At 70.6% G+C, this 22,920-nt stretch carries 19 protein-coding genes and 2 pseudogenes; 7 read left to right on the forward strand and 14 right to left on the reverse strand.

Annotated features, from left to right (window positions below; translation table 11 throughout):
• Window positions 1–236: 236 nt before the first annotated feature.
• The gene (locus tag SMIR_RS05900) at window positions 237–3,059 is read left to right on the forward strand and encodes an AAA family ATPase (RefSeq protein WP_211118850.1); all 2,823 of its coding nucleotides are present in this window, start codon (window positions 237–239) and stop codon (window positions 3,057–3,059) included.
• Window positions 3,060–3,359: 300 nt separating this feature from the next.
• Window positions 3,360–4,151: a S1 family peptidase gene (locus SMIR_RS05905; protein WP_168497075.1), complete on the forward strand. Its 792-nt coding sequence runs from the start codon at window positions 3,360–3,362 to the stop codon at window positions 4,149–4,151.
• 162 nt (window positions 4,152–4,313) lie between these two features.
• Here SMIR_RS05905 and dmpI read toward each other — a convergent pair whose 3' ends face one another.
• Window positions 4,314–4,496, reverse strand: coding sequence for a 4-oxalocrotonate tautomerase DmpI (gene dmpI / locus SMIR_RS05910; RefSeq protein ID WP_099919984.1), 183 nt, complete (start codon window positions 4,494–4,496; stop codon window positions 4,314–4,316).
• 104 nt (window positions 4,497–4,600) lie between these two features.
• Complete coding sequence (locus SMIR_RS05915; protein WP_168497073.1) at window positions 4,601–5,467, reverse strand: LysR family transcriptional regulator; 867 nt, start codon at window positions 5,465–5,467, stop codon at window positions 4,601–4,603.
• A gap of 52 nt (window positions 5,468–5,519) precedes the next feature.
• Here SMIR_RS05915 and SMIR_RS05920 point away from each other — a divergent pair, with 52 nt between their 5' ends.
• Complete coding sequence (locus tag SMIR_RS05920) at window positions 5,520–6,167, forward strand: LysE family translocator (protein ID WP_054237120.1); 648 nt, start codon at window positions 5,520–5,522, stop codon at window positions 6,165–6,167.
• Between the two features lie 18 nt (window positions 6,168–6,185).
• On the opposite strand, the gene SMIR_RS05925 is transcribed toward SMIR_RS05920, so the two are convergent.
• Window positions 6,186–7,394, reverse strand: a complete 1,209-nt coding sequence (locus SMIR_RS05925) for a winged helix DNA-binding domain-containing protein (protein ID WP_168497069.1) — start codon at window positions 7,392–7,394, stop codon at window positions 6,186–6,188.
• 166 nt (window positions 7,395–7,560) lie between these two features.
• On the opposite strand from SMIR_RS05925, the gene SMIR_RS05930 reads away from it, so the two are divergent.
• Window positions 7,561–8,718: a magnesium and cobalt transport protein CorA gene (locus SMIR_RS05930; protein ID WP_168497066.1), complete on the forward strand. Its 1,158-nt coding sequence runs from the start codon at window positions 7,561–7,563 to the stop codon at window positions 8,716–8,718.
• 458 nt (window positions 8,719–9,176) lie between these two features.
• Here the strand turns inward: SMIR_RS05930 and SMIR_RS05935 are convergent.
• Both SMIR_RS05935 and SMIR_RS05940 read right to left on the reverse strand, forming a co-directional pair.
• A pseudogene (locus SMIR_RS05935) lies at window positions 9,177–9,512 on the reverse strand (flavoprotein); the annotation flags it as partial.
• A gap of 62 nt (window positions 9,513–9,574) precedes the next feature.
• On the reverse strand, window positions 9,575–10,258 hold the full coding sequence (locus SMIR_RS05940) for a TetR/AcrR family transcriptional regulator (protein WP_168497064.1): 684 nt from the start codon (window positions 10,256–10,258) through the stop codon (window positions 9,575–9,577).
• A gap of 159 nt (window positions 10,259–10,417) precedes the next feature.
• Here SMIR_RS05940 and SMIR_RS05945 point away from each other — a divergent pair, with 159 nt between their 5' ends.
• Complete coding sequence (locus tag SMIR_RS05945) at window positions 10,418–11,770, forward strand: serine hydrolase domain-containing protein (protein WP_212726705.1); 1,353 nt, start codon at window positions 10,418–10,420, stop codon at window positions 11,768–11,770.
• Window positions 11,771–12,403: 633 nt separating this feature from the next.
• Here SMIR_RS05945 and SMIR_RS05950 read toward each other — a convergent pair.
• From SMIR_RS05950 to SMIR_RS05960, 3 genes are read right to left on the reverse strand one after another with little or no spacing between them, the layout of a single operon-like run.
• Complete coding sequence (locus SMIR_RS05950) at window positions 12,404–13,258, reverse strand: phosphatase PAP2 family protein (protein WP_168497060.1); 855 nt, start codon at window positions 13,256–13,258, stop codon at window positions 12,404–12,406.
• The gene (locus SMIR_RS05955) at window positions 13,255–14,085 is read right to left on the reverse strand and encodes a polyphosphate polymerase domain-containing protein (RefSeq protein ID WP_168497058.1); all 831 of its coding nucleotides are present in this window, start codon (window positions 14,083–14,085) and stop codon (window positions 13,255–13,257) included. Before SMIR_RS05955 ends, SMIR_RS05950 begins: the two co-directional genes overlap by 4 nt.
• Window positions 14,082–14,774 carry a DUF4956 domain-containing protein gene (locus SMIR_RS05960; protein WP_168497056.1) on the reverse strand — a complete coding sequence of 231 codons (693 nt, stop codon included), beginning with the start codon at window positions 14,772–14,774 and terminating at the stop codon, window positions 14,082–14,084. Before SMIR_RS05960 ends, SMIR_RS05955 begins: the two co-directional genes overlap by 4 nt.
• A gap of 156 nt (window positions 14,775–14,930) precedes the next feature.
• On the opposite strand from SMIR_RS05960, the gene SMIR_RS05965 reads away from it, so the two are divergent.
• Window positions 14,931–15,602, forward strand: coding sequence for a response regulator transcription factor (locus SMIR_RS05965; protein WP_168497054.1), 672 nt, complete (start codon window positions 14,931–14,933; stop codon window positions 15,600–15,602).
• Window positions 15,599–16,981 (forward strand): HAMP domain-containing sensor histidine kinase, encoded by a 1,383-nt coding sequence (locus tag SMIR_RS05970; protein WP_168497052.1) that lies wholly within the window; start codon window positions 15,599–15,601, stop codon window positions 16,979–16,981. The genes SMIR_RS05965 and SMIR_RS05970 overlap by 4 nt, the downstream gene beginning before the upstream one ends.
• A gap of 7 nt (window positions 16,982–16,988) precedes the next feature.
• On the opposite strand, the gene SMIR_RS05975 is transcribed toward SMIR_RS05970, so the two are convergent.
• The 6 genes and pseudogenes from SMIR_RS05975 to SMIR_RS06000 all read right to left on the reverse strand — a co-directional run bounded on the left by SMIR_RS05975 (window position 16,989) and on the right by SMIR_RS06000 (window position 22,884).
• The gene (locus SMIR_RS05975) at window positions 16,989–18,167 is read right to left on the reverse strand and encodes an MFS transporter (protein ID WP_422664406.1); all 1,179 of its coding nucleotides are present in this window, start codon (window positions 18,165–18,167) and stop codon (window positions 16,989–16,991) included.
• On the reverse strand, window positions 18,164–18,730 hold the full coding sequence (locus SMIR_RS05980) for a Chromate resistance protein ChrB (protein ID WP_168497050.1): 567 nt from the start codon (window positions 18,728–18,730) through the stop codon (window positions 18,164–18,166). Before SMIR_RS05980 ends, SMIR_RS05975 begins: the two co-directional genes overlap by 4 nt.
• Before the next feature lie 39 nt (window positions 18,731–18,769).
• The gene (locus tag SMIR_RS05985; protein WP_348774755.1) at window positions 18,770–19,537 is read right to left on the reverse strand and encodes an undecaprenyl-diphosphate phosphatase; all 768 of its coding nucleotides are present in this window, start codon (window positions 19,535–19,537) and stop codon (window positions 18,770–18,772) included.
• Window positions 19,471–19,617: pseudogene (locus tag SMIR_RS43335) on the reverse strand (IS256 family transposase); the annotation flags it as partial. The gene SMIR_RS05985 and the pseudogene SMIR_RS43335, both read right to left, overlap by 67 nt.
• 246 nt (window positions 19,618–19,863) lie before the next feature.
• Entirely contained in the window at window positions 19,864–21,129 is a 1,266-nt protein-coding gene (locus tag SMIR_RS05995) for an MFS transporter (RefSeq protein ID WP_248003207.1), read from the reverse strand.
• Window positions 21,130–21,408: 279 nt separating this feature from the next.
• Complete coding sequence (locus SMIR_RS06000; protein ID WP_212726707.1) at window positions 21,409–22,884, reverse strand: aromatic amino acid ammonia-lyase; 1,476 nt, start codon at window positions 22,882–22,884, stop codon at window positions 21,409–21,411.
• Window positions 22,885–22,920 lie beyond the last annotated feature (36 nt).

Here is a 22,920-nt window from a genome sequence, read left to right on the forward strand (position 1 = left end):
CCGCGGCCTCTTCTCCGCCGCTCCGCGACGGTTTCCCACCCATCCGCCCCTTATAACCGCTTCGCACCCCCCATCACCGGCCGCTCCACGGCCCCCAACTGGCGCTTTTCATTCAGACGGTGGCGCCCTGAAATACGTTATGCCAACACTCCTGTTATTTCCCTCACCACCCGAGACTCCGAAATTCAAAGCGTCGTTGCCTAATATTGGCTCGGACACGACATGCGAGGGGAGCGGTGACCGTGCGAGGGGACTTCAAGGAGCCTGCGAGACCCCGCGCCGACCTGGTCATCGGCCGGGAGGAGCTCTTCGCGGGGGCGCGCGAGCAGCTCTCCGACGGAGGCAGCGTGCTGGTGCACGGCCCCGCGGGAATAGGAAAGTCCACCGTCCTGCGTGCGCTGGCCGCGGAATGCGCCGAATCGGCACACACCGTGTTGCGCTGCTCGGCGACCGAGTCCGAATCCCATCTGCCCTTCCTCGCCCTGGCCGACCTCCTCGGCCTGGTGGTGGACGAGGTCTCCGACCGGCTGCCCGCCCCGCAGCGCACCGCCCTCGAATCGGCCCTCACCGGCCGCGGAGAATCGACCCTGCAACGGGACGGCCTCGCCCTGCGCCTCGCGGTCCTCTCCGTGTTCCGCGCGCTGGCCGCCCAGGGTCCGGTCCTGATCGTCGCCGACGACCTCCAGTGGCTGGATCCGGCCAGCGCCGAACTGCTCGGCTTCGCCGCCCGCAGGCTCGGCGAGATGCCCGTACGGATGCTGTCCGCGGTGCGCACCGACACCGAGCCACGGGACCAACAGCACGACCGCCATCTACGCGCGTCCCCGCCGGACACCCTCGCCGTGCGGCTCAACCCGCTCTCCCGGGCGCAGGTCGCCGAACTCCTCGGCCACCGCGGCTACACCGGGCTGCCCCGCACGACCGTCCGCGACATCCACCGCACCAGCGGCGGTAACCCGCTCTTCGCGCTGGAACTCGGCCGCGCGCTCGCCGAGAACCCTGCCCGGCCGAGCCCCGGCGAACCGCTGCCCGTGCCGACCTCGTTGCGCGCGCTCGTCCTCAGCCGTCTGGAGATGCTCTCCACCGAGGCCCGCCACACCCTCCTCGTCGCGAGCGCGGGCGCCCGCCCCACGCTGGCTCTGCTGCACGCCGCCGGGCGCGAGAACGCCGAGGACGAGACCGCGCACGCCGCCTCGCTCGGACTGTTGGCGACCGAGCGCGAGACACCGGGCATCCGGTTCGCGCATCCGATGATCTCGGCCGCCCTGTACGCGGAGGCGAGCGCCCAGGAACGCCGCGCCGCCCATACCGCGCTCTCCACGGCCGCCTCCGACCCCATCGAACGGGCCCGGCACCTCGCCCTGGCCACCACCGGTACCGATCCTCAGGTCGCCGCCCGGCTCGGGGAGGCGGCGGCCGTGGCCAGGGACCGAGGTGCGCCCTCGGTCGCGGCCGGCCTGGGACTGCTCGCGGCTCGGCACACTCCCCCGGAGACCGTTCCCGGCCCGGACGAGCGGCGGTTGCAGGCCGCCGAGGACGCACTGACCGCCGGGGAGTCGGACCTCGCGCGGGACATCGCCCGCGACGCGCTCCGCCGGGTCACCGCGCCGGCGGAGCGCGTCCGCGCCTGGATGGTCGTCATCGACGCGGCGGGGCAGGCCATGGCCGAGGTCGACGCGGTCTTCCCGCAGGCCCTCGCCGACGCGGGCGAGGACCCCCGGCTGCTCGCGCTCGTGCGCTACCAACTCGCCTGGCGGGCCCTGCTGGTGGAGGGCGAGATGGCCAAGGGCCGCGAGGAGGCCGCGATCGCCGCCCAGCTCGCCGCCCGCGCCGGGGACCGGCCCACCGAACTCCTCGCGCTCGGCTTCCAGGCCCAGATGGAGACCCTGATGGGCCACCCGGGCGCACCCGCCACCATCCAGCGGGCGATGCGCGAACCGCAGGACCCCCGGGTGGCGTGCGACCACAACGGCGCCGGCGCCGCCCGCTTCCGCTGGCTGATCATGGGCGACCAGCTCGCCGAGGCCCGCACCACGATCACCGCCCTGCTGCGCGAGGTGCGGCGGCGCGGGATGGTCGAGAGCGAGCTGCACTTCCTGCGCGGGCTCGCCGAGACCGAGCTGCGCTCCGGGCACTGCGGGCGGGCGCTCGATCTGGCCCGGGAGAGCCTGCGGCTGGCCCGCGACACGGGGATCGGCGAGGCGGCCACCGCCATGTTCACCTCGCTCGCCGAGGCCGCGGGCGGCGACGTCGACCGGGCGCTGGCGCTGGCCCGGGAGGCCGTGGACCGCGCCGAGGAGGACGGCGACCTGGTGTACCTCTCGCGCGCCCTGGGCGCCCTCGGGCACGCCCAGCTGGTGGCCGGGGACTCGCTCGCGGTGGTGCAGTCCCTGCGGCGGGTACGGGAGCTGGAGGAGCGGCTCGGGGTCACGGACCCGGCCCGGGGGCGCTGGCACGGCGACCTCGCCGAGGCGCTGGTGCGAATCGGTGAGCCGGTCGAGGCACAGGACGTCATCGACGCCACGCGGGCGCGGGCGCTGCGGCTCGGACGGGAAAGCGTGCTCGCCGTGCTCGACCGGGCGGAGGCGTTGGTGCGGGCCTCGCGCGGTGAACAGGGGCCCGCTGTACGTCAGTTGACGGCCGCTCAGGACAGGCTGGGCAAGCTGGGCTACGGCCTGGAGGAGGCCCGGGCGGCGTACGCCCTCGCCGGGCTGCGCACCCACCGGCCGGGGCCGACCTCGTACGACGAGGCGGCGCGGCTGTTCCGTCGCTGCCGGGCACTGCCGTGGCTGCGGCAGGTGGAGTCCGCGAGTGCGGCCGGGCCGGCGGTGGTCTCGGCCACGACGCCGCTCGCTCCCGCCGCGCTCGACAGCCTCGCCGCGACGGAGCGTCAGGTCGCGGCGCTGGTCATGGAGGGCGCCACCAATCGGGAGATAGCCGCGCGGCTGTTCATCAGCGTGAAGACCGTCGAGGCGACGCTGACGCGGGTGTACCGGAAGCTGGGGATCCGGTCGCGGGTGGACATCGTTCGGCTGGCTGCGGGGCGCCGGAGCGGGTGAAATTTCCTCGCCCCCAAAAAAGACCGCGCAGTTCCCCGCGCCCCTGAAGAGGCGCGGGGAACTGCGCGAGCAACCCCCAACGGCCCGCGGCCGAAGTCCGGTGGCTAAACCCCGTGTCTCTCAAGCAAGGGTTTTCCCTCCCGCAACTCGCCTAGGGGGTTCCCCTCTTGGATGCGGAACGTTCCGCCTTCTAGCGTGAGCGTCGTGCCGCTCGCTCGGGCACACGGCGTCAGCCCACAGGCGCCGTGCCTCACCCCCCACACCCGCGCGTCCCCCCACCGGCAACTTCTGAGGAGATCCATGTTCGGGCTCAACCGCGCCAAGAAGACGGCCGCTCTCTGTACGGCGACCGCTGCCGCCGCCGCGACCGCTCTCCTGTGCGCACCCGGCGCCGTCGCCGCCCCCCAGCCGATCGTCGGCGGCACGACGACGACCACCACCGCGTACCCGTTCATGATGCAGATCACGGACGCCTCGCAGAACCAGTTCTGCGGCGGCACCCTGGTCGCCGCCAACAAGGTCGTCACCGCCGCCCACTGCATGGTCGGCGAGACCACGAGCAGCGTCCGCGTCGTCGGCGGCAGAACGTACCTCAACGGCACGAACGGCACGGTCAGCAAGGTCAGCAAGATCTGGATCAACCCCGACTACACCGATGCCACCAACGGCGACGACGTGGCCGTACTGACCCTGTCGACGTCGATGTCGTACACCCCGGCGTCGTACGTCGCCTCCACGGACACCGGCGTGTACGCCACCGGCGCCACCGCCCGCATCATCGGCTGGGGCACCACCTCGGAGAGCGGCAGCTCCTCCAACCAGCTGCGCACCGCGACCGTCCCGATCGTGTCCAACTCCAGCTGCGCCGGCTCCTACGGCTCCGACTACGTGGCCAGCGACATGGTCTGCGCCGGTTACACCAACGGCGGTACCGACACCTGCCAGGGAGACAGCGGCGGCCCGCTGCTCATCGGCGGCGTCCTGGCGGGCGTCACCTCCTGGGGCAACGGCTGCGCCGAGGCCGGCTACCCGGGCGTCTACACCCGCCTGACGACCTTCTCGAACCTGGTGAAGACGCAGATCAACTCGTAGCCACCAGTCGCCGGTGACTGTTCGTCAGTCGCTGGCGGCCGACGGGCTCCCCAGACTCCTGAGCACCCATCAGGTGAAAGCCAGGGGGCGTTGCGAGCCTCCACGAGCGGCCCGCAACGCCCCCTATCCATTCCTCCCCGCTTTCTCCCCCGCTCCTCCCCTCTACTTGTCGGCGGTCAGCTTCCCCGCGCTGCCCCAACTGTCCGCCGGCACCTCGTGGATCCAGACGTGCACGCTCTCGGCGGGGATCTTGTACGCGTCGACGAAGGCGTCGGTGACGCGCTTGACGAGGTCCCGCTTGAGCTCGACGTCGCGCGGACCCTGCTGAATGGTGACGATGGGCATGGCTGAACTCCTTCTTCTGGGGCGGCTCCGGCCGCCTTCCGGCTACGGGTTCAGTTCATCGCGCCGGGGCTCGTCGACCAAGAAGCGGACCGCGACCGCAGCGATCAGTTCTCGTGATCGCCGCAGGCCGCGAGCAGGGCGTCCAGGTGAGGCGTCGGCGTCGTGCCGTGCACGGCGAGTCCCGTGGTGAGCGCGAGTCCCGGCGCCCGGAAGGGTACGAAGGCGACCCGTGGGCTGTGCAGGACGCGGGCGTGCGAGGCGTAGACGACCGTCCACAGCGGCCGGGTACCGATGCTGGCGAGGGTGTCCTGCAGGGAGCCGCTCACCGGTCCTGGCAGTGGTTCGAAGCCGGCGTCGTGACAGGCCCCGACGACCAGGTCGACCAGGGTGGGGTTGGTCCGGCGCGCGGTGATGCTCAGCGGGAGTGAGGCCAGTTCGGCGAGGTCGATCGCGTCGCGGGCGGCCAAGGAGTGCCCGGCGGGCAGCGCGGCCACCAGCGGATCGGGCCACAGCGGCAGCACACGTACGCCCGGCAGGGGTTCCGCGCCCCGTACGAACGCGGCGTCGAGGCGACCGTCCAGGACCCGCGCGAGCCGCTCCTGCGCGGGAAGCGAGACCAGCTCGACCTGGACCGCTGGCTTCCGCTCGGCGAAGCCCGCGAGCACCCGGTCCAGGTGAGCGCCGAGTCCGGTACTGGTGCCGAGGCGCAGTACCTCGGCCGCGGCGACCGCCGCGCGGGCCCGGTCCACGGCGGCGAGCACCGCCCGCGCCTCGGGCAGCAGCCGCTCCCCCGCCCCCGTCAGCCGTACGTGCCGCGGTGAACGGTCGAACAGCTCGGCACCCAGCTCCCGCTCCAGCCGCCGTATCTGCTGGCTGACGGCCGACTGCACGATGTGCAGGTGCTCCGCCGCCCGCCCGAAGTGCAGTTCCTCGGCGACCGTGACGAAGTAGACGAGTTGCCGCAGTTCCATGTCCGGGACTGTAGGGCCCCTGTTTGAATGGCGGCCGTTGGGGGTGATGGGCATGGTGTCCACGGACCGGTTCCTGGCCTTCGCGGCGATGTCGCTGTTGGTGATCGTGATTCCCGGGCCGAGTGTGCTGTTCGTGATCGGACGCGCGCTCGCGCACGGCCGGCGCACGGCGGTGATGACGGCGCTGGGCAATGTCGTCGGCTCGTATCTGCTGGTGGCCGCGGTCGCCTTCGGGATCGGCTCACTGGTCGAGCGCTCGCTGACCGTCTTCCTGGTGGTGAAGCTGGCGGGTGCCGCGTATCTGGTCCTGCTGGGGGTGCGGGCGTTCCGGCACCGCAAGGAGATGAAGGCCTCGGCGTTGCGGCAGGAGCCCGCGGCCGCGGCGCGCGGCGATCTGCGGACCGTCCTGGACGGCGCCCTCGTCGGCCTCACCAACCCCAAGGGTCTGGTCTTCTTCGCGGCCGTGCTGCCCCAGTTCGTGGACCACTCGGCGGGGCGGGTACCCGTACAGATGCTGGTGCTCGGTCTGATCCCGATCTCCATCGGGCTGGTCACCGACACCCTGTGGGGGCTGACGGCGTCCGCGGCCCGCTCCTGGTTCGCCGGCTCGGACCGTCGGCTGTCGCTGATCGGGGGCGCGGGCGGCTGCACTCTGATCGGGCTCGGCGTGACGGTGGCGGTGACGGGTCGCGCGGACTGAGTCCTCCGGTTACGTGCCCTACGCGGCCACGGTCCCGAAGCGGATGTCGTACGACGCCGACGCGCCGGACAGCGTCCGGAGCAACCCCTCGGCCTCCGCTACCACCTCCTCCCGCTGGACCTTCGTGAGCCGGCCGAAGGGTTCGATGGTGAGCACATCCCCCTCCTGTCGCCACAGGCCCCCCAGGAATCCGTCGACGAGCAGCGTGCAGTACGCCTGGTTGCCGGCCCAGGTACGCCCTTTGAGACCGGCGGGCACCACCCGGGAGCGGTCGGCGTGCGAGAGGAGCAGGTTGTCGAACTCGGGCAGGAAACGGGGCGGGGCCGGGGTGTCGGAGTCGGGGCGGGGTGCGTCGGGGAGGTCGAAGAGTTCGACGCCGTTCTCGTCATGGAAGGTGAGCAGTCGCGGGCGGAGGCGTTCGAAGGCCTCGCGCAGCCTGGTCAGCCCCGCCCAGGTCTGCATGTCCTTGACGGAGGCGGGCCCGAACGCGGCGAGGTAGCGCAGGACGGCCGCGTCGGGGCCCGGGGACGGCTCGGTGGGACGGCCCAGCCAGTGTTCTGCGGTGGTCAGCGCGACCTGGCCGCTGCGGCCCCACAGTCCGCGCGGGGTGACCTGGACGAGCGGCAGCCGGCAGCGGGCGGCGACCGAGAGCGCGAACGGGTCGGCGTCCGGCCAGTGGACGAGCAGTTCCTCACGTAGCTGTTTCATCGTGCGCGGCTCGGCCTCCACCAGCTCCCGAGCGATCACGGCGAGCCGGTCCAGGTCGACACCCGCGAGTCCCTTGCGGAAGTTGTTCAGCTCCCGGTCGCGGGCCCCCTGCACGAGCGGTCGCAGGGTGAGGGCGTCGTCGGCGGTGTGGGTGTGGATGGTGGAGCGCAGGGTCACGATGCGGACGACGGCACGGTCCTCCATGGCCGTCGACAGCTCCTCGGGCCGGAACCCTTCCAGCCGGGCGGCGAGGGCGTAGTACGGCGGCTTCACGTTCTGCGCCTGAAGACCCACGAGGTGCCGGACGGCGTCCGCGGCGCTACGACCGGCGGACCGGCGCAGGAGGAGCTGGCGGGCGAGGGTCGCGCGGTTGAGGGCGCGGGGGTCGAGCACGGGTGCGGGGTGGCCGCCGACGCCGCGCGCCCTGTTCCCGCCACCGACCGACTTCCCGCCACCGTTCCCGTTCGCGTTCCGGTTCCCGTTCTGGTTCCCGTCCACGCCGCTCGTCTTCGTCGTCATGCTGTGCACGCTAACGGGGATTGCGGACACCTCCTGTCCGCAATCCGTGGGGCCTTCCACCGGAGCGCCCGCCCGGACAGTACGCCCACCACCGCCCGCGACATTTGACCCGTATATCCTTCTCCGTGATCACAGCGACGTACTTGCGACATGGGAGGCAGCCGCAATGTCCGAGCGACGCCCCCGTCCGTCCGCCAAGAACGGCAGAAAGCCCGTCTGGCGACGCGCCCTGAACCCACCGGCCGCGACCGGCGCGACACCCCCGGCGCCGCGCGCCGACCCGCCGGAGCCGGAACCCGCCACCGACAGCGTCGTACAGGCGGCCCTGTACCGCGACGGCGTACGGGTCTCGACCCCCGCCTCCCTCGCCGACACCTTCCGAGAGCTGCGCGAACAGCCGTCCGGCATGGCATGGATCGGCCTGGCCCGCCCCACGGAGGCCGAACTCCTCTCCCTGGCGGCCGAGTTCGACCTGCATCCGCTCGCCGTCGAGGACGCGATGGAGGCACACCAGCGTCCGAAGCTGGAGCGCTACGGCGAGACGCTCTTCGTCGTCCTGAGCGCGGCCCGCTATCTCGACGCGGCCGAGGAGGTCTACTTCGGCGAGCTGCACGTCTTCGTGGGCCCCGACTTCGTGATCACCGTCCGGCACGGCGCGGCGCCGGACCTGTCGGCGGTGCGCCGCCGCATGGAGGACTCCCCGGAGCTGCTGAAACTCGGGCCCGAGGCCGTCCTCTACGCGATCCTCGACTCCGTGGTCGACGGCTACGTCCCCGTCGTCTCAGGCGTCCAGAACGACATCGACGAGATCGAGACCGAGGTCTTCCGCGGCGACCCCGAGGTGTCCCGCCGCATCTACGAACTCTCCCGCGAAATGGTCGAGTTCCAGCGCGCCACACGCCCCCTGGTCGGCATGCTGCACGGCCTGATGGCGGGTTTCGCCAAGTACGGCACCGAAGAGGAACTCCAGCGCTACCTCCGCGACGTCGCCGACCACGTCACCCACACCAGCGAACGCGTCGACGGCTTCCGCCAGGCCCTCACCGACATCCTCACCGTCAACGCCACCCTCGTCACCCAGCAGCAGAACGCCGAGATGCGCGCGCTGGCGGAGGCGGGCTTCGAACAGAACGAGGAGATCAAGAAGATTTCTTCTTGGGCGGCCATTTTGTTCGCTCCGACGCTGGTCGGGACGATCTACGGCATGAACTTCGACCGCATGCCGGAGTTGCACTGGGTGCTCGGGTATCCCTTCGCGATCATCCTGATGGCGGTTGTTTGTACCAGTTTGTACATCATCTTCAAACGGAAGGACTGGCTCTGAGTAATCGCCCCGTGAGGCGCTGCCGCGAGGGATTGCAGCCCGGATCGCAGGCTCCGACGGAGCGTCTGAGGCCGCTGGGGAGAATCTGGGGAGAACCAGCCGCGGTCCAATGCGGGCGGTTTGCTGCGATCGCGGGCGTTGGCCTGCGGGAACCTAGCCGTTGAGGCGCCCTCTGGGAGCGCTGGCCAGCACGGAGAGTAACGGGCTTCCGGAGTGAAACACCAAAACGGATGGGCACAGCAGGTTGCTGCGCCCATCCGTTTCGTGGGTTGTGGAGAGTGGCCGTCTACGCGGCCGTGGCAACGGCGGCGGGGTGGCCGAGCAAGGCATCGATGGCCCCGCGCCCCTTGCCGCCGGCCTCCGGCATGAAGTGGGATAGCCTCCGCCGACGACGGGACGGTCGCCGCCGCGCGCCGACGGTTCCGCAGCCGAGTCAGGCGCCAACGCGTCGGCGGTAATCACTCCCGGGCAGCGAGCACAGGGGCGAGCAGCTCCAGCGCCTCCTCCCAACGGAAGCGGTTCGGGCCGCCCCCAGCCTTGGGCTTGTGGGGCTCATAGCTGCCGATCACGGTGCCCATCCCACGTAGCCGTTCCACGCTCTGCCGGTACACGGGGTGGGCGGCGGCCTGGGCGGCATTCAAGCACGGCAGGACGGCGGTGGGGATGCCCATGCCGTACACCTCACACAGGACGCCCAGCGCCAAGGTGTCGGAGATCCCGGCAGCCAACTTGTTGAGCGTGTTGAACGTGGTCGGCGCGACAGCGATCGCGTCCGCAGGCGAGCAATGCTCAGGACTTGTGGATCAGCCCCGGGCGGGACGCGGAGGGCGTACCTTCCCGAATGATCTTGTGATGGTCACCGAGTAGGCCCGCGTTGTAGCGCTTCCAGCCCGTCGAGGATGGCCTGGAGGCCGAACTGGAATGTGTTGTCGGGCGCCGCGCCGTAGTCGGCGCTGCGGGTGTCCAGGCGGGCGCGCAGCCGAGGGAAGTGTGCGGCAATCTCGCGGGCTTCGGCCTTGGCGTTGCTGATGACCTGTTGGGCGTCGCTGCTGCCTTCACGTCGCAGTTTGCGGGTGAGTGACGCTGCTGCGGCTGGGCCGAGGGCGTTGCCGAGGACGAAGGTGAAGACGGCGGCCGCGGCCTGGTCGGCTGCGGCGCCGGCGAATCCCGCGGCCTCGTAGATGGCGAGGAGGTGGTCGTCGTGGCGGGCCTTGCCGGGGCCGAACATGAGGAAGGAGCCGAAGGCCTGCAGCAGCCACGGGTGGCGGGTGAGCATCGCATGCAGGTCGGTGGCCATGGTGGTGGCTGCCGTGCGCCAGTCGACCAGGTCCGGGTCGGGCAGCGTGATTTCGTGCCACAGCTGGTCGCTGACGAGGGCGATGAGGTTGTCCTTGCTGCCCACGTGCCAGTAGACCGCGGTGGCCGCCGAGCCCAGCCGCTGACCCAGTGCCCGCATGTTCAGGCCCTCCAGCCCTTCGGTGTCCAGCAGGGCGATGGCGGCGGTGAGGATCTGTTCGCGGGTCAGCGTGTTGCGGGGCATGGATTCACGATAGCCGTCGACTTGCACGGCGTTCAAGAAACCTCTTGCACTGTGTTCAAGTTGTCGTTAGCGTTCACTTGAACGTAGTGCAAGTCGCTGCGGTGCCCGGTTGACACCTCGGGGTCGTGCGCGAACAACACTGACCGAGAGGGAATCGAGATGTCACGCGATGCGCTGGCGGAGTTCGTCGAGGCGAAGGCCAAGGAGTTCGACATCCCGGGTGCAGCGGTGGGGGTCTGGGTGGACGGACGGGAGCTGACCGCCTGTCACGGCGTGACGAGCATCGACAACCCGCTGCCCGTCGACCGGGACACGCTGTTCGTGCTTGGCTCGGTCACCAAGACCTACACGGCGACCGCGATCATGCGCCTGGTCGAAGCAGGGCGGGTCGAGTTGGACGCGCCGGTCCGCCGCTACGTCCCCGAACTCCGGCTCCCCGACGAGGACGCGGCAGCGCGGATCACCATCCTGAACCTGCTCAACCACACCGCCGGGCTGGACACCCGGATGGTCTTCGACAGCGGAGACGGAGACGACGCGCTGGCCGGCGAGGTGACCAAGATGGCCGAGGTGGCGCTGATCGGTCCGGTCGGCGGGCGTGCCTCCTACAGCCAGCTCGGCTACAACCTGCTCGGCCGGGTCATCGAGAACGTCACCGGCGAGACCTACGAGGCCGCTGTCGCCTCACTCGTCCTGGAGCAGGTCGGCCTGGCCAACAGCGTCTTCACCGCCGGACAGGCCATCACCCGCCGGTTCGCCGTGGGCCACAACCTCAGCGAAGGGGCGCTCAAGGTCGTCCGGACATGGAAGGGCACGCGCGGCAACAACCCGGGCGGCGGCCTGGTGTCCTCGGTCTCCGACCAGCTGCGCTGGGCCCGGTTCCACCTCGGCGGCGGTGACCTGGCGCGGCGGATGCAGGAGCCGACGGTGGAGCTGCACGGCTCCACGCTCGGTGACGCCGTCGGCCTCGGCTGGTTCCTGCGCGACGTGGACGGTGTGCGCACCGTCGGGCACGGCGGATCGTCCAATGGCCAGTTCGCCAACCTGCTGCTGGTTCCGGAGCGGGACTTCGCCGTCGTGGCGGTGTCCAACGCCGGGCCCGACAGCGGGCTGGAGTTCAATCAGGCCGTGCTCCGCTGGGCGCTCGAGCACTACCTCGGCGTGGTCGAGCGCGACCCCGAGCCGCTCCCGTATGACCCGCAACGCGCTCGGGAGATCATCGGGCACTACGAGAACGAATTCATGACGCTGATCATCGACACCGACGGTGACACGATGACGGTCGAATGCCGGATCAAGCCGGAGATCCGCACGGCGTCCGAGAGGGAACTGCCACCGGACCTGCCGCCGGCCGGGCTCGGCCTGCTCCCCGGAAGCGGCGACGAGTACATCGTCACCGGCGGCGGCTTGATCGGCCAGCGCGGTTTCCTCACCCGCGACGCCGACGGCGCCATCATCGGGGCGGACCTGGCCGGACGGCTCTTCAACCGGGCTCCGACACCCGCCGAGTGACACCTGGGAACCCCCGGAGAGAACCGCAGGCGAGGCCGGTACGTCGGCGTGGTCGCCACCCCGCAGGGCCTCGGCTCTATCGACTGATCACCGCGGCGCAGGAACGGCACTGGGAGGAGATGCGGCTGTCCACAGGGGTACGGAACGGAACGACCGAGATGCCATGCGTGTCGAAGGGCCCGCGCTCGACGTAGCGCAGACCTCCCGTGCCGCACAGGTAGTGCGTACTGCCGGTGACCGCGGCTAGGTCGGCGAGGCGGTCGGACCTGCCGTCGCGGGACCGCCGCAGTCGTCGGGGTCATCGCCAACCTCGCCCTCTACTTCGCACTGCACACCCTCTTCGCAACGGTCGACAACACCTCCTGGGGCCCGCTGCACCTCCAGCTCCCACTACTGGACACGATTCGACCCACGGCCCTCGCCATCACTGCCGCCGCCCTGTTCATGATCTTTCAACTCCGCTGGAGCGTCCTGCGCGCTCTCGGCATCTGCGCCGCACTCGGGCTGGTCACGGGCGGGGCCACCACCCTCTGGTGACCCACCCGGCGATGCGGGCCGGGTGGGTGCGAGGGGAATACGGGCGCGGTGGCGTGCCCTCCGCTTGCCCTGTCCCGCCGAAGGGGGCAGGTGGAGTCAGCTCCCGCTGACCGCGATCTCGTAGTCGCCGATGAGGTCGCCGAGCAGGGTGCCCGCGAGGATGTCGCTCGGTACGTGGCCGGCCATGTAGACGCGGGAGTAGACGACTTCGTCCTGCATCCACTGGTAGTCCGCGGCGCGATGCGGCGCGAGGGAGCTGAGCACGGTGACAGCGGCAGCGGCCCGGGCGGCGTGCCGGGAGGGGTAGGAGTAGGGGCCCTTGGCGCCTGCCTTGATGTGCTTGTCCGGGCGCAGGGTCGGGTCGAGGACGAACGGGGCGGGCTGCTTGTCACGGGCGGCGAGCTGGTCGCTGATGGTCTTGGCCACCTTCAGGGCGGACTTGAGCTGGGCCTTCTCCGCCGTGCCCTGGGCGGCGGGGATCAGTTCGCGCTGGTCGTGCTGGTAGAGCTTCCAGATGTCCTTCTTGCCGTAGAGCTCCAGCCAGGTGGCGGCCTTCTTCCCGGGGGCGGTACGGGTCTTGGCGAGCTGTTGGACCTGGTGCAGTTCGGCGGTGCGGGCCTTGGCGGACGGCGGTGCGGGGATCTGCCGGGCGGCCCAGGCGGCGAACGCCTTGTCGTCGCGTGCAGTCCCGTGCTGCGCCTTCCACCGGGCGAAGAGGTCATCGGCCTTCTTGTGCTGGGCGGTGACCTGGATGCCGAGCGGGGTGATCGCCGCGTCGGTGAAGAGCGTGGGCGGCGGGTTCTCCTTGATGCGCTCCGTCGCTCCGGGCTTCTTCTTGGCGGAGGCCGAGGCCGTGGTCAGCTGCGGCCGCAGCAGGCCGAAGGAGGCGGCCGCGACGGCGAGGATCGCGATGACGGCGTACGGCCACTTGATGGTGCGCAGAGCGCTCATGCGGCGTGGTCCCTTTCGAGGAGCTTGGCCGGCGCCGTGTGCGGGCCGGTCAGGAAGTGGGTGCGGGCAAGGCGGCGTACGTCGTTGTCGGGGAGGCCGGGGGTCAGCAGCGCCTGCCCGACGATGTACTTACTGAGGGACACTGGCCGGGCGCCGAGGCGCAGGAGCAGCCGGTCGGCGGGGGCGGGGCCGGCGCCTCCCTTGGTCTCCACGAGGACATGGCCGGGGTCGAGCGAGACCGTGCGGTCGCCGTCGCCCTGGTGGCAGGTGAGGGCACCGTCGAGCGTGACGCGAGTGCCGTGCTGCAGGTCGGCGAGGGCGGCACGTACGTAGCGGATCTCCGCGGCGGGAGTCAGTTCCGCGGTGGAGACGGGGATCGCGGCGCCCGCGAGTACCTTGTCCACGAACTCGACCGCCTGCGCGTCCAGTTGGCCGTACACCGCTGCCGGGACCGTCAGCGCGTGCTTGACCGTGGCGCCGCGGCCGTCCTTGGTCTTGACCTCGACCCGACACAGTCCGTCCTCCGCGTACAGCCGGGTGCGCACCTTCCAGCGGCGGCGGCGCCGCTGGACGTGGGCGCGCCAGGCGCCGAGCTGCGGGGTGTCGAAGTAGGTGCTGTGGTAGCTGGTCGTACGGCGTCCGTCGAGGTCCAGGACCTGGTGGCTGTCGGCGAGTTGCTCGACGAACCGGCGGGTGCGGTCGAGGGGGACGAGGTACTTGCGGTCGGTGCGGTGCTGGAGGGCGGCGGCCGCGTCGACCTCGGCGAGCGTCGCGCCGGGCAACTGGGAGAGACCGAGTGCGGTGGCGAAGGAGGCGGCGGATATCACAGCGTCCTCCCGGCGTCCCGTGCCGCGGGGATGTCGACCTCCGTGACGGCGGAGATCTCCGTGGCCGGCGCGGGCTCGCCCGGCTCGGCCGGGTAGCGGGCCGAGACCCGGGTCGTCTCGCGTACGTAGTCGACCTCGTCGACGTCCACGGACAGGGGCACCTGGCCGAACCGGGCCGCGACGTCCCACAGGATGTCGGCCTGGTCGGGGTAGGTCCGGTCGAGGGTGAGCTTCACCACCCGGGTCGGGTTGTACGTGCGCGGGTCGTCGACCACCAGGACCGCCACGAGCACGAGGGCGTTCAGCACGATGACGAGCCAGCCCGCGCGCTGCGGCAGCCCGGTGCACAGCGCGATGACCAGCGCGGCGAAGGTGTAGGCGACGTCCCGCAGGGTGAACGCCGCGCTGCGCAGCCGGACCAGGGAGAGGATGCCGAACAGGCCGAAGCCGACCCCGGTCGGGAACTTGCCCGCGCTGATCACGCCCATCGCGGCGAACAGGCCGATGTTCAGCGCGGTCAGGACGAGCGGCATCTCCGGTGCGCTGCGGCGGCGTCGGTAGAGCCAGCCGACCAGGATCAGCAGGGCTATGACGTCGAGCCCGCCTCGCGTGACCAGGTCCATGGGGGCGATCTGGTTCATGATCCCCTTGGCGGCGAGCACCGATATCACCGTGTCCAGCGCGTGCATGGCAGTTCCTTCCCGGCGGCGCGCCAAGCGGCGGACCTGCCCCGGTCCGCGAAGCACCGCGACGCGAAGGACGCTAGGGATGACGCATGAACAGACCATGAAGGCTTCTCGATGCCCGGCGTCAGGGCGGTCTCGCGCCCGGTTAGCCTGACCGTCATGCACTACCTGGTCGTCGACGACGAGACCCGCCTGACCGATCTGGTCGTCCGCTACCTCAGCGAGTCCGGCCATACGGCCGAAGGCCGCTACGACGGGCCCTCCGGTCTCGCCGCCGCCCGCGATCCCCGCCTCGACGCCGTCGTCCTCGATGTCATGCTCCCCCGCATGGACGGCGTCGAGGTGTGCCGCACCCTGCGCGGTGAGGGCGTCGACGTCCCCGTGATCCTGCTCACCGCGCGCGGCGCCGTGAGCGAGCGGGTCGCCGGGCTCGACGCCGGCGCCGACGACTACGTCGTCAAGCCCTTCGCGATGGAGGAGCTGCTCGCCCGGCTGCGCGCGATCTCACGCCGCCGCGCCGACCCCGCTGGCCGCCTCCGGATCGGCGACCTCGTCCTCGACCCCGAGCAGCAGCGGGCCTGGCGGGGCGACTGCGAACTCGACCTGTCTCGGCGGGAGTTCGCCGTGCTGCACGTGCTGATGGAGAACGCGGGCCGGGTGGTCTCGCGGCTGCAGCTCCTTAACGAGGTCTGGGACGGCGAGACAGACCTGCGCAGCAACGCCATAGACGTCCACGTCTCCAAGCTGCGCGCCAAGGTCGACCGGGCCTTCGACCGCACCACCATCACGACGCTGCGCGGCCGGGGCTACCGCCTGGAGACCGCTCCGTGACACGGTCCGGGCGTCTGCCCGCACGATTCCAGCGCCTGCCCGTCGCCGCCCGCCTGATGCTGGCCGTCGCCCTCGCCATGTCCCTCGTCCTGGCCGGGGCCGCGGGCCTGGTCTACTGGCGGGTCGAAGCCGCCCTGGACGGACAGCTCGACGAGGACCTGGCCACGTACCAGCAGAGTCTGGACCGGGCCGTCGGCACCGGTGCGGGCCTGCCGACCGGTCCCGACGGGAGTCTCCACCAGGTCCTTGCCGCTGACGGCCGGGTGCTGCGCTCCAGCGACACCGTCCGTGATCAGCTGCTCCTCACGCCCGCCGAACGCGAAGCCGTCGTACGCGGCGCCACCGTCCGGCGCGACATCGGGGCTCTGCTGCCCATCACCGACGGCACCCTGCGGCTGCGAGCCGAGCGCGTCACCTCCGACGGACAGACCCGCATCGTGGTCGCCGCCGTCCAACGTGGCCACCGCGACGAGGCACTGCGCGAGCTCCTCGCCCAACTGGCCCTCGCCTCCGGGCTGACGTTGCTGGCCGCCTCGTACGTCGGCTACCGCACCGCCCGCGCCGCCCTGCGCCCCGTCGAGCGTTACCGCAGCGGCGCCGCCACCCTCGCCAACAGCGCGGACGGCGCCCAGGACCTGCGCCTCGAAGTACCCAGCGACCGCGATGACGAGATCACCCGGCTCGGCCACACCCTCAACCGCATGCTCGACCGGCTGGCAGCCTCCGCCGCCCGCGAGCACCAGTTCATAGCGGACGCCAGTCACGAACTGCGCACCCCGCTCACCCTGATGCGCGCCGAACTCGACGTCGCGCTGCACCGGCCGCGCACCGCCGAGGAACTCACCGACACGCTGCGCTCCGTCGACACCGAGGTGCGCCGCCTGATCACCCTGGCCAACGCCCTCCTCGACCTCGAACAGCTCGGCAGCGGCGAAGGCATCCAGCGCGCTGAGACCGGCCTCGGCCGCCTCCTCGACGATGCCTGCGCCCCGTACCGCACGGCCGCCGAACGCGACGGACGCATGCTCACCGTCGAACACGACCGCGCCACCGTCCACGTCGACCCGCGCTGGCTCGAACCGGCCATCGGCACCCTCCTGGACAACGCCCTGCGCCACGGCAGCGGGGCGATCCGACTGCAGGCCGAGACCCACGACGGCCGCCTGCGCCTGTCCGTCACCGATCAGGGCCCCGGCTTCCCACCGGACTTCCTCCCTTACGCCTTCGACCGCTTCAGCCGGGCCGAGGCCAGCCGCACCACGCCCGGTTCGGGACTGGGCCTGGCCCTCGTGGCCGCGGTCGCCGCGTCACACAACGGCACAGCCCACGCCGAGAACACCCCTCACGGGGCCATGGTCACGCTCGACATCCCCTGCTGAGAGCCGGTCAGCGGGATCGAGAGGCGCGGCGTGCGAGGCCGAGTGCCGGGCCGGTCGCGAGCAGGACGGCGAGGGTCGCGTAACCGAGGGTGAGGGTGGTGAGCGTGGCGACGGCGGCGACCAGGAGCGGGCCACCCGCGTCGCCGAGTTCGCGGCCGAGTTCGGCGGCGCCCATGGTCCGGCCGAGCCGTTCGGTGGGAGTGGAGGCGGCCAGGGCGGCGAAGCCGAGGGGGGTGATCAGGCCGGTTCCGACGCCGATCAGGGCCGCGCCGGACAGCACGCCGAGCAGGCCCGGCAGCATCGCGCAGATAAGACCGGCGGCGGTGATCAGCAGCCCCGCGGTGATGCCGCCGCGCGCGGTGAGGCGTCCGCCGTCCAGGGCCCGTCCGGCGCGAGGCTGGACGATCGCGGCGCAGGCGGCGAGCACCGACACCGCGGCGCCGGTGGTGACCGTGCCCAGTCCGGCCGCCCGGCCGGAGACGGGCAGGAAGCCCACGCCGACCGACAGAGCGGCGGTCGCGGCGGCCAGTGCCGCCGTCGGGCGGAGGAAGGCGGGATGGGTCAGCCTCCGGGCCAGGTCGAGGACCGTCTGCCGGGTCTTGGGCAGCGGAGGTACGACGGGGACGGCGAGCGCGGCCCACACCGCGACCGCCGCGCCGAGCACCACCAGCACCGTGAACATCAGCCGCAGACCCCCGGCCCACACCAGCACCCCGCCGAGCAGCGGGCCGAGGGTGTAGCCGATGGACTTGTAGAAGCCGTAACTGCCGAAGGCCCGGCCGTGCTTGGCCGCCGGGTTGAGGCGGGCGACCAGCGCGGACGCCGAGGGCGAGAAGGCGGAGGCGGCGGCGCCCTGGCCCAGGCGCGCCGCCCACAGCCAGCCGGGGCTGTCCGCCACCGCGTACACGGCGGAGGCGGCGGCGAACGCGACGAGCCCTCCCAACAGCACCGGGCGCGCGCCGACGCGGTCGGCGAGGGTGCCGAAGACAGGCTTGAGCAGCACCTCGGCCCCGTCGTACAGGGCGAGCAAGCCACCCAGCACCATCAGCGAGGTGACCGCGTCGTCGGAGAAGCCCCCGAGGTTGGCGGCGATGCCGTGGGCGCCGAAGGCGGTGGTGAATCCGGCGGCGTACAGCGGCCACATCTGCCGGGCGGGCGCGGTCCGCACCTCCGGAGCCTGGGTCATCCGCTCTGCCCCGGTGCCTCGTGCAGGGCACGGAAGACCCGCTCCGCGTAGTCCTCACAGGCGGCCGTGCACTGCTTGAGGCGCTCGGTGGCCTCGGCCGCGTCCGCCGTGCCGAACACGTCCCGGGCGGTCAGATCGCGATGCCAGCGCCGCAGCCGCTCCAAGGACTGTTCCTCTTCCTCCAACTCGGCAAGCGTGAACTTGGCGATCCGTATCTCCTTGGCCAGCTCCTCTTCGAACTTGCCGCAGTCGGCGAGGAACTCCGCCCAGTCCTCCTGGCGTGCAGCAGCGAACAGCGACCGGAGGTGTGCGGAATCGGCGGGCGTGCGGCCAGAGGCGTCGAGGGTCACGACCTCCCCGCCGGCCCGGTCGGCCAGCTCGACCGCGCGCGCCAGGCCGTCGGCGAACACCGGCACATCGGGGACGGTCCAGGTGCCCTGGCCCAGGGAGAGCGCGCCGATCCGGCGCAGCTCCCGCCAGACCGCGACGCGGTGGCGGGAGGGACCGCTGGGCAGCCGCACCAGCAGCACCACCCAGCGCACAGCGGTTGAGTCGATAGTCACGCGAAGGAATGTATCACTCGTTACATCCGCCCGGTTTGGTCAGGCGGTGAGTACTCCAGTGGCGAGCAGCGCGAGGAGCAGCGTGCCGATGATGATCCGGTAGATGACGAAGGCGTTGAAGGAGTGCTTGGCGACGAACTTCAGCAGCCAGGCGATGGAGGCGTAAGCGACCACGAAGGACTCGGCCGTGCCCACCGCGAGCGGCACGGCGCCGGCCCCGGCACCGACGGCGTCCTTGAGTTCGTACAGGCCCGCGCCGGTCAGAGCCGGAATGCCGAGGAAGAAGGAGAGCCGAGTGGCGGCCACCCGATCGAGGTCGAGGATGAGGGCGGTGGACATGGTGGCGCCGGAGCGCGAGAAGCCGGGGAAGAGCAAGGCGAGGATCTGTGAACTGCCCACCAACATCGCGTCCTTGAGGGCGGTGTCGTCCTCGCCTCGCTTGTGGCGGCCCATCTGGTCGGCCGCCCACATGAGGCCGCTGCCGGCGATCAGCGATCCGGCGACCACCCACAGGGAGGCGAGGGATCCCTCGATGAGCGGCTTGGCGGCCAGGCCCGCGGCGACGATCGGGATGGTGGCGCAGATGACCCACCGGGCGAACTTGTAGTCGTGGTTCTGGCGTTCCTCACGGTTGCGCAGTCCACGCCCCCAGGCGGAGACGATCCGGACGATGTCCTTGAACTGGTCAGCAGCCTGTCCCGGTGTCCATTGCGCCAGGTCGTGCGCGTCTCGGAGTACTCGCGCGGCGCGGCACCGATCACATCGGTGGCCTCGGCCTCGATCAGCTCCTGCAGGATGCCCTCGCACACCACCCTGATTGCTTCAACTCCATCGACCCGACGTAGTGACTCAAGCAGCCGCATCAGCTCAGACTGGGACAAGGCCATCGTGCGCTCCTCCGGTTGAACTGCCCGTTCACCAGGGAGACTTGCGCGATGGCCTGCCCTTGTTCAGGGGGCATGCAACGCCGGCGGATGCACGCCCCGAGCAGACACCCGCGCGTTCCGGGCCCTGCCCGGCTACACCACTTCATGGGACGCAACCCCGCGGCGTGCGGCCTCCAGGCAGCGACGGCGTCTCGTTCGGGGCGGCTCAAAGTCGTCCTCACCCTGGAGCGGCACCGCTGAGAACGCTCAGTGTTGCCAGTCCTCGGCGGTGAGGGTGTCCCGGGTCTCCGGTGCCCAGCCCAGGCTGACCACCGTGCCGAGCAGGAGCACCAGCGCCATCCAGCCCATTGACCAGCCTATCCCGAGCCGGCTCAGGCTGACCGGCAGGACGAAGGTGCCCACAGCGGAGGCGACCCGGCTGGTGCCGTTGAGAAAGCCGACCCCGGAGCCGCGCAGCGCGGTGGGGAACAGCTCGGGCGGGTAGACCTGGGTGATGTTGGACGCCCCGGCCATCACAAAGGTGTAGACGAGGAACGGGACCATCAGCACCCAGCCCGAGACGCCGTTGAGTACGGCCATCGCCGCCAGACAGGTGGCGAGAATCGCGAAGGTGCCGATCGTGAACGGCCGTCGGCCCATCCGCTGGACTGGCCACAGCCCGATCACGCCACCCAGCAGCAGGGCCAGGTTGAGCATCAGGTTCTGAGTGTTGGCGTCGGAGATGTGCATGGTGCTCAGGATCTGCGACATGAAGGTGTAGATGGCGAAGTAGGGCAGCACCTGGGCGCTGTAGAAGATGACGCCGAACCAGGTCTTGGCCGCTTGGCCGGGGGCGAACAGATCGCGGTAACGGACGGCGGACGGCTGCTCGGAGGTCGCGGCCGCGGCCTCCTCGGCGGTGGCCGCGGATTGCCCGAGGTATGTGCGGCGGATCTCCGCGGCCTCGGCGGCGCGGCCGCGGGTGGCCAGCCAACTCGGGGACTCCGGGATTCCGATCCGCAGCAGCAGCACGAGCAGGGCGGGCAGCGCCCCACTGGCCAGCAGCCAGTGTGCGGCGCTGTCGGTGATCGGGATGTAGGTGCCCAGGATGTTGGCCAGTACGTAGCCGACGGTCCACAGCACGGTGAGCGCTCCCAGCAGGAGGCCGCGCAGCCGGCGAGGGGCGAACTCGGAGAGCAGGGTCGGGCCGACGGCGTAGTCGGCGCCCAGGCCGAAGCCGATCACGAGCCGGAGCGCGAAGAGGGCGAGCGGGGTATGCGCCCAGAACTGGGCGGCTGAGGCGATCGCGATCAGAGCGAAGTTGTAGAGGTAGACCTTTTGCCGCCCGATCGCGTCCGCCACCCTTCCGAGCAGGATGCTGCCGAAGAACAGCCCGATCAGCGCGGAGGCGCCCAGCAGTCCCTGCCAAACACCGGACAGGTGCATGGTCGTGTCGAGCACGGGGAGGACCGCGCCGATGATGCCGAGGGCGTAGCCGTCGCAGAAATTCGCCCCGAAGGTGGTGGCCGTCACCCGAAAATGGAAGCCGGTGAGCGGTTCCGCTGGGGCGGTGCCCGATGGAGCCGTTGCGATCCGGCCTTCTGTTGACTTCGCGTCTGTCGTCATGCATGCCTCCCGGCAGCTGGATCTGTAAAGCCCGCCGTGCAACTCGGTGTTGTTGTGGTCAGGTTCTGGCCGCGGTGAAGCGGCCGTCGAAAGCGATGTCGAAGGCGATGTCGAAGGCGATGTCGAAGCTGTTGGGGGCAGGGTTCGCACGGCGGGCGGAGGGATTGTCGGACCCTCCGCCCGCTCTTATGACCGAACTCGCAGCCCTTGCCCCCACAAATCGGGAAGAAGTCGACCGGCGGCTTCGATGTCCTCGCTCAGCGGCCGGTCGTGTGTGTTGCGGTCGAGAGCGGCGTCCGCGGCTGCAAAGTATCGACCGAGCGGGGTGCCCGGCTCGGGGAAGTTCCCGCCAAGCCGCAGCGCCCGGACCGCGCCGACGAGTTCACACGCTATGAGGCGTCGGTACCACTCCACGGATTCCGTTGTGCGGCGTGCTGCCTGGTCGGCGAAAGACGCGTGGTCTTCGGCGCCTCGAGAGATCACCACGTGCCCAAGGGCCGCTGGAAACGCGGCAGCACGCAATTCGCCGACCGCGGCTGCGGCGTCGTATTCGAGCATCATTATTCCGCTGCTGCCTGCCGGCCCTGTCGCAAGGAACGGGGTCAGCCCGGTGATCTCCGGCTCAGACAGAGCGCACAGGCGAATCTGTGCAAGCTGAGCAGCCTGCACGAGCGCAATACGCAACTGATCCAGCGCCAACGCCACGGGTGCCGCATGGAAGTTCCCATTATGGAAAACATCGTTCGCACTGGCACTGACCAGAGGATTCTCGGCAGCAGCATTGATCTCGACAGCGAGTACCGACTGTGCTGCGCCCAGGGCATCGAAGGCAGGCCCCATGACCTGCGGCAGCGCCCGGAAGCCGTATGGATCCTGAATCCTTGCTCTACCGACCACCTGGCCGTCAAGGAGTTGGCGGACCACCGCCGCCGCATGCTGTTGCCCGGGGTGGGGGCGTGCAGCGTGAACGTGCGCATCGAACGGTTCTGTTGACCCGCGAACGGCGATGAGTGACATGGTTGCCACCGTGAGCGTCGCATGGAGCAGCCTCTCCAGGTCGCGGCAGGCCAAGGCCGCCGAGGCCAGGGTGAGGGCATTGCTCTCCATGATTGCCAGTCCGTCACCGGGGTGCAGGACAAGGCGACTGCTGATTATGCCGTCCTGCCAAGGACTCTCTCCAATCAGGCACAAAGCGGTTTCGCACATCGCGGTGAGGTCGCCGGTTCCGATCGACCCAAAGGCGTGCACCCTCGGCAACGTTCGCAGGGCGAGACTCTGCACGAAGGCATCAACAACGTCCACATGGACGCCCGAGCCGCCGGCCAGCATCTGGTTGGCGCGAATGGCCAACATCGCCCGCAATACATCGTCTTTTACCCAGGGGCCGAATCCGCTTGCGACGCTTCGCAGTAGTCGATAGTCCTGGTCCGCGCTGCCATCGATCTCGATATCGACAGTCTTATTGGCTCCTACACCAGTCGTGCGCCCGTATACCGGACGGTTGGCGGCGATCTTTTGCGATGCCACCCATGCCTCCACGGCACGCGCTCGAGCTTCTGCATCCATGCGGACCGGCGCGCCACCACGAGCCACCTCTTCGACCTGGGCGAGCGTCAGACAGCTGCCGTCCAGCGTGATCTCGTCATCGAAGTTCGACATCATGCCAATCCCTGTGTCTGTGTGCGTTTGTTGGAGACG

The organism is Streptomyces mirabilis, assembly GCF_018310535.1.
Classification (GTDB): Bacteria; Actinomycetota; Actinomycetes; order Streptomycetales; family Streptomycetaceae; genus Streptomyces.

What these genes read in the sequence shown, in the direction of transcription:
- SMIR_RS05905 (WP_168497075.1), top strand. Translation starts at nt 3,360, where the DNA reads ATGTTCGGGCTCAACCGCGCCAAGAAGACGGCCGCTCTCTGTACGGCG.
- dmpI (WP_099919984.1), bottom strand. Translation starts at nt 4,496, where the DNA reads ATGCCCATCGTCACCATTCAGCAGGGTCCGCGCGACGTCGAGCTCAAG.
- SMIR_RS05915 (WP_168497073.1), bottom strand. Translation starts at nt 5,467, where the DNA reads ATGGAACTGCGGCAACTCGTCTACTTCGTCACGGTCGCCGAGGAACTG.
- SMIR_RS05920 (WP_054237120.1), top strand. Translation starts at nt 5,520, where the DNA reads ATGGTGTCCACGGACCGGTTCCTGGCCTTCGCGGCGATGTCGCTGTTG.
- SMIR_RS05925 (WP_168497069.1), bottom strand. Translation starts at nt 7,394, where the DNA reads ATGACGACGAAGACGAGCGGCGTGGACGGGAACCAGAACGGGAACCGG.
- SMIR_RS05930 (WP_168497066.1), top strand. Translation starts at nt 7,561, where the DNA reads ATGTCCGAGCGACGCCCCCGTCCGTCCGCCAAGAACGGCAGAAAGCCC.
- SMIR_RS05940 (WP_168497064.1), bottom strand. Translation starts at nt 10,258, where the DNA reads ATGCCCCGCAACACGCTGACCCGCGAACAGATCCTCACCGCCGCCATC.
- SMIR_RS05945 (WP_212726705.1), top strand. Translation starts at nt 10,418, where the DNA reads ATGTCACGCGATGCGCTGGCGGAGTTCGTCGAGGCGAAGGCCAAGGAG.
- SMIR_RS05950 (WP_168497060.1), bottom strand. Translation starts at nt 13,258, where the DNA reads ATGAGCGCTCTGCGCACCATCAAGTGGCCGTACGCCGTCATCGCGATC.
- SMIR_RS05960 (WP_168497056.1), bottom strand. Translation starts at nt 14,774, where the DNA reads ATGCACGCGCTGGACACGGTGATATCGGTGCTCGCCGCCAAGGGGATC.
- SMIR_RS05965 (WP_168497054.1), top strand. Translation starts at nt 14,931, where the DNA reads ATGCACTACCTGGTCGTCGACGACGAGACCCGCCTGACCGATCTGGTC.
- SMIR_RS05975 (WP_422664406.1), bottom strand. Translation starts at nt 18,167, where the DNA reads ATGACCCAGGCTCCGGAGGTGCGGACCGCGCCCGCCCGGCAGATGTGG.
- SMIR_RS06000 (WP_212726707.1), bottom strand. Translation starts at nt 22,884, where the DNA reads ATGATGTCGAACTTCGATGACGAGATCACGCTGGACGGCAGCTGTCTG.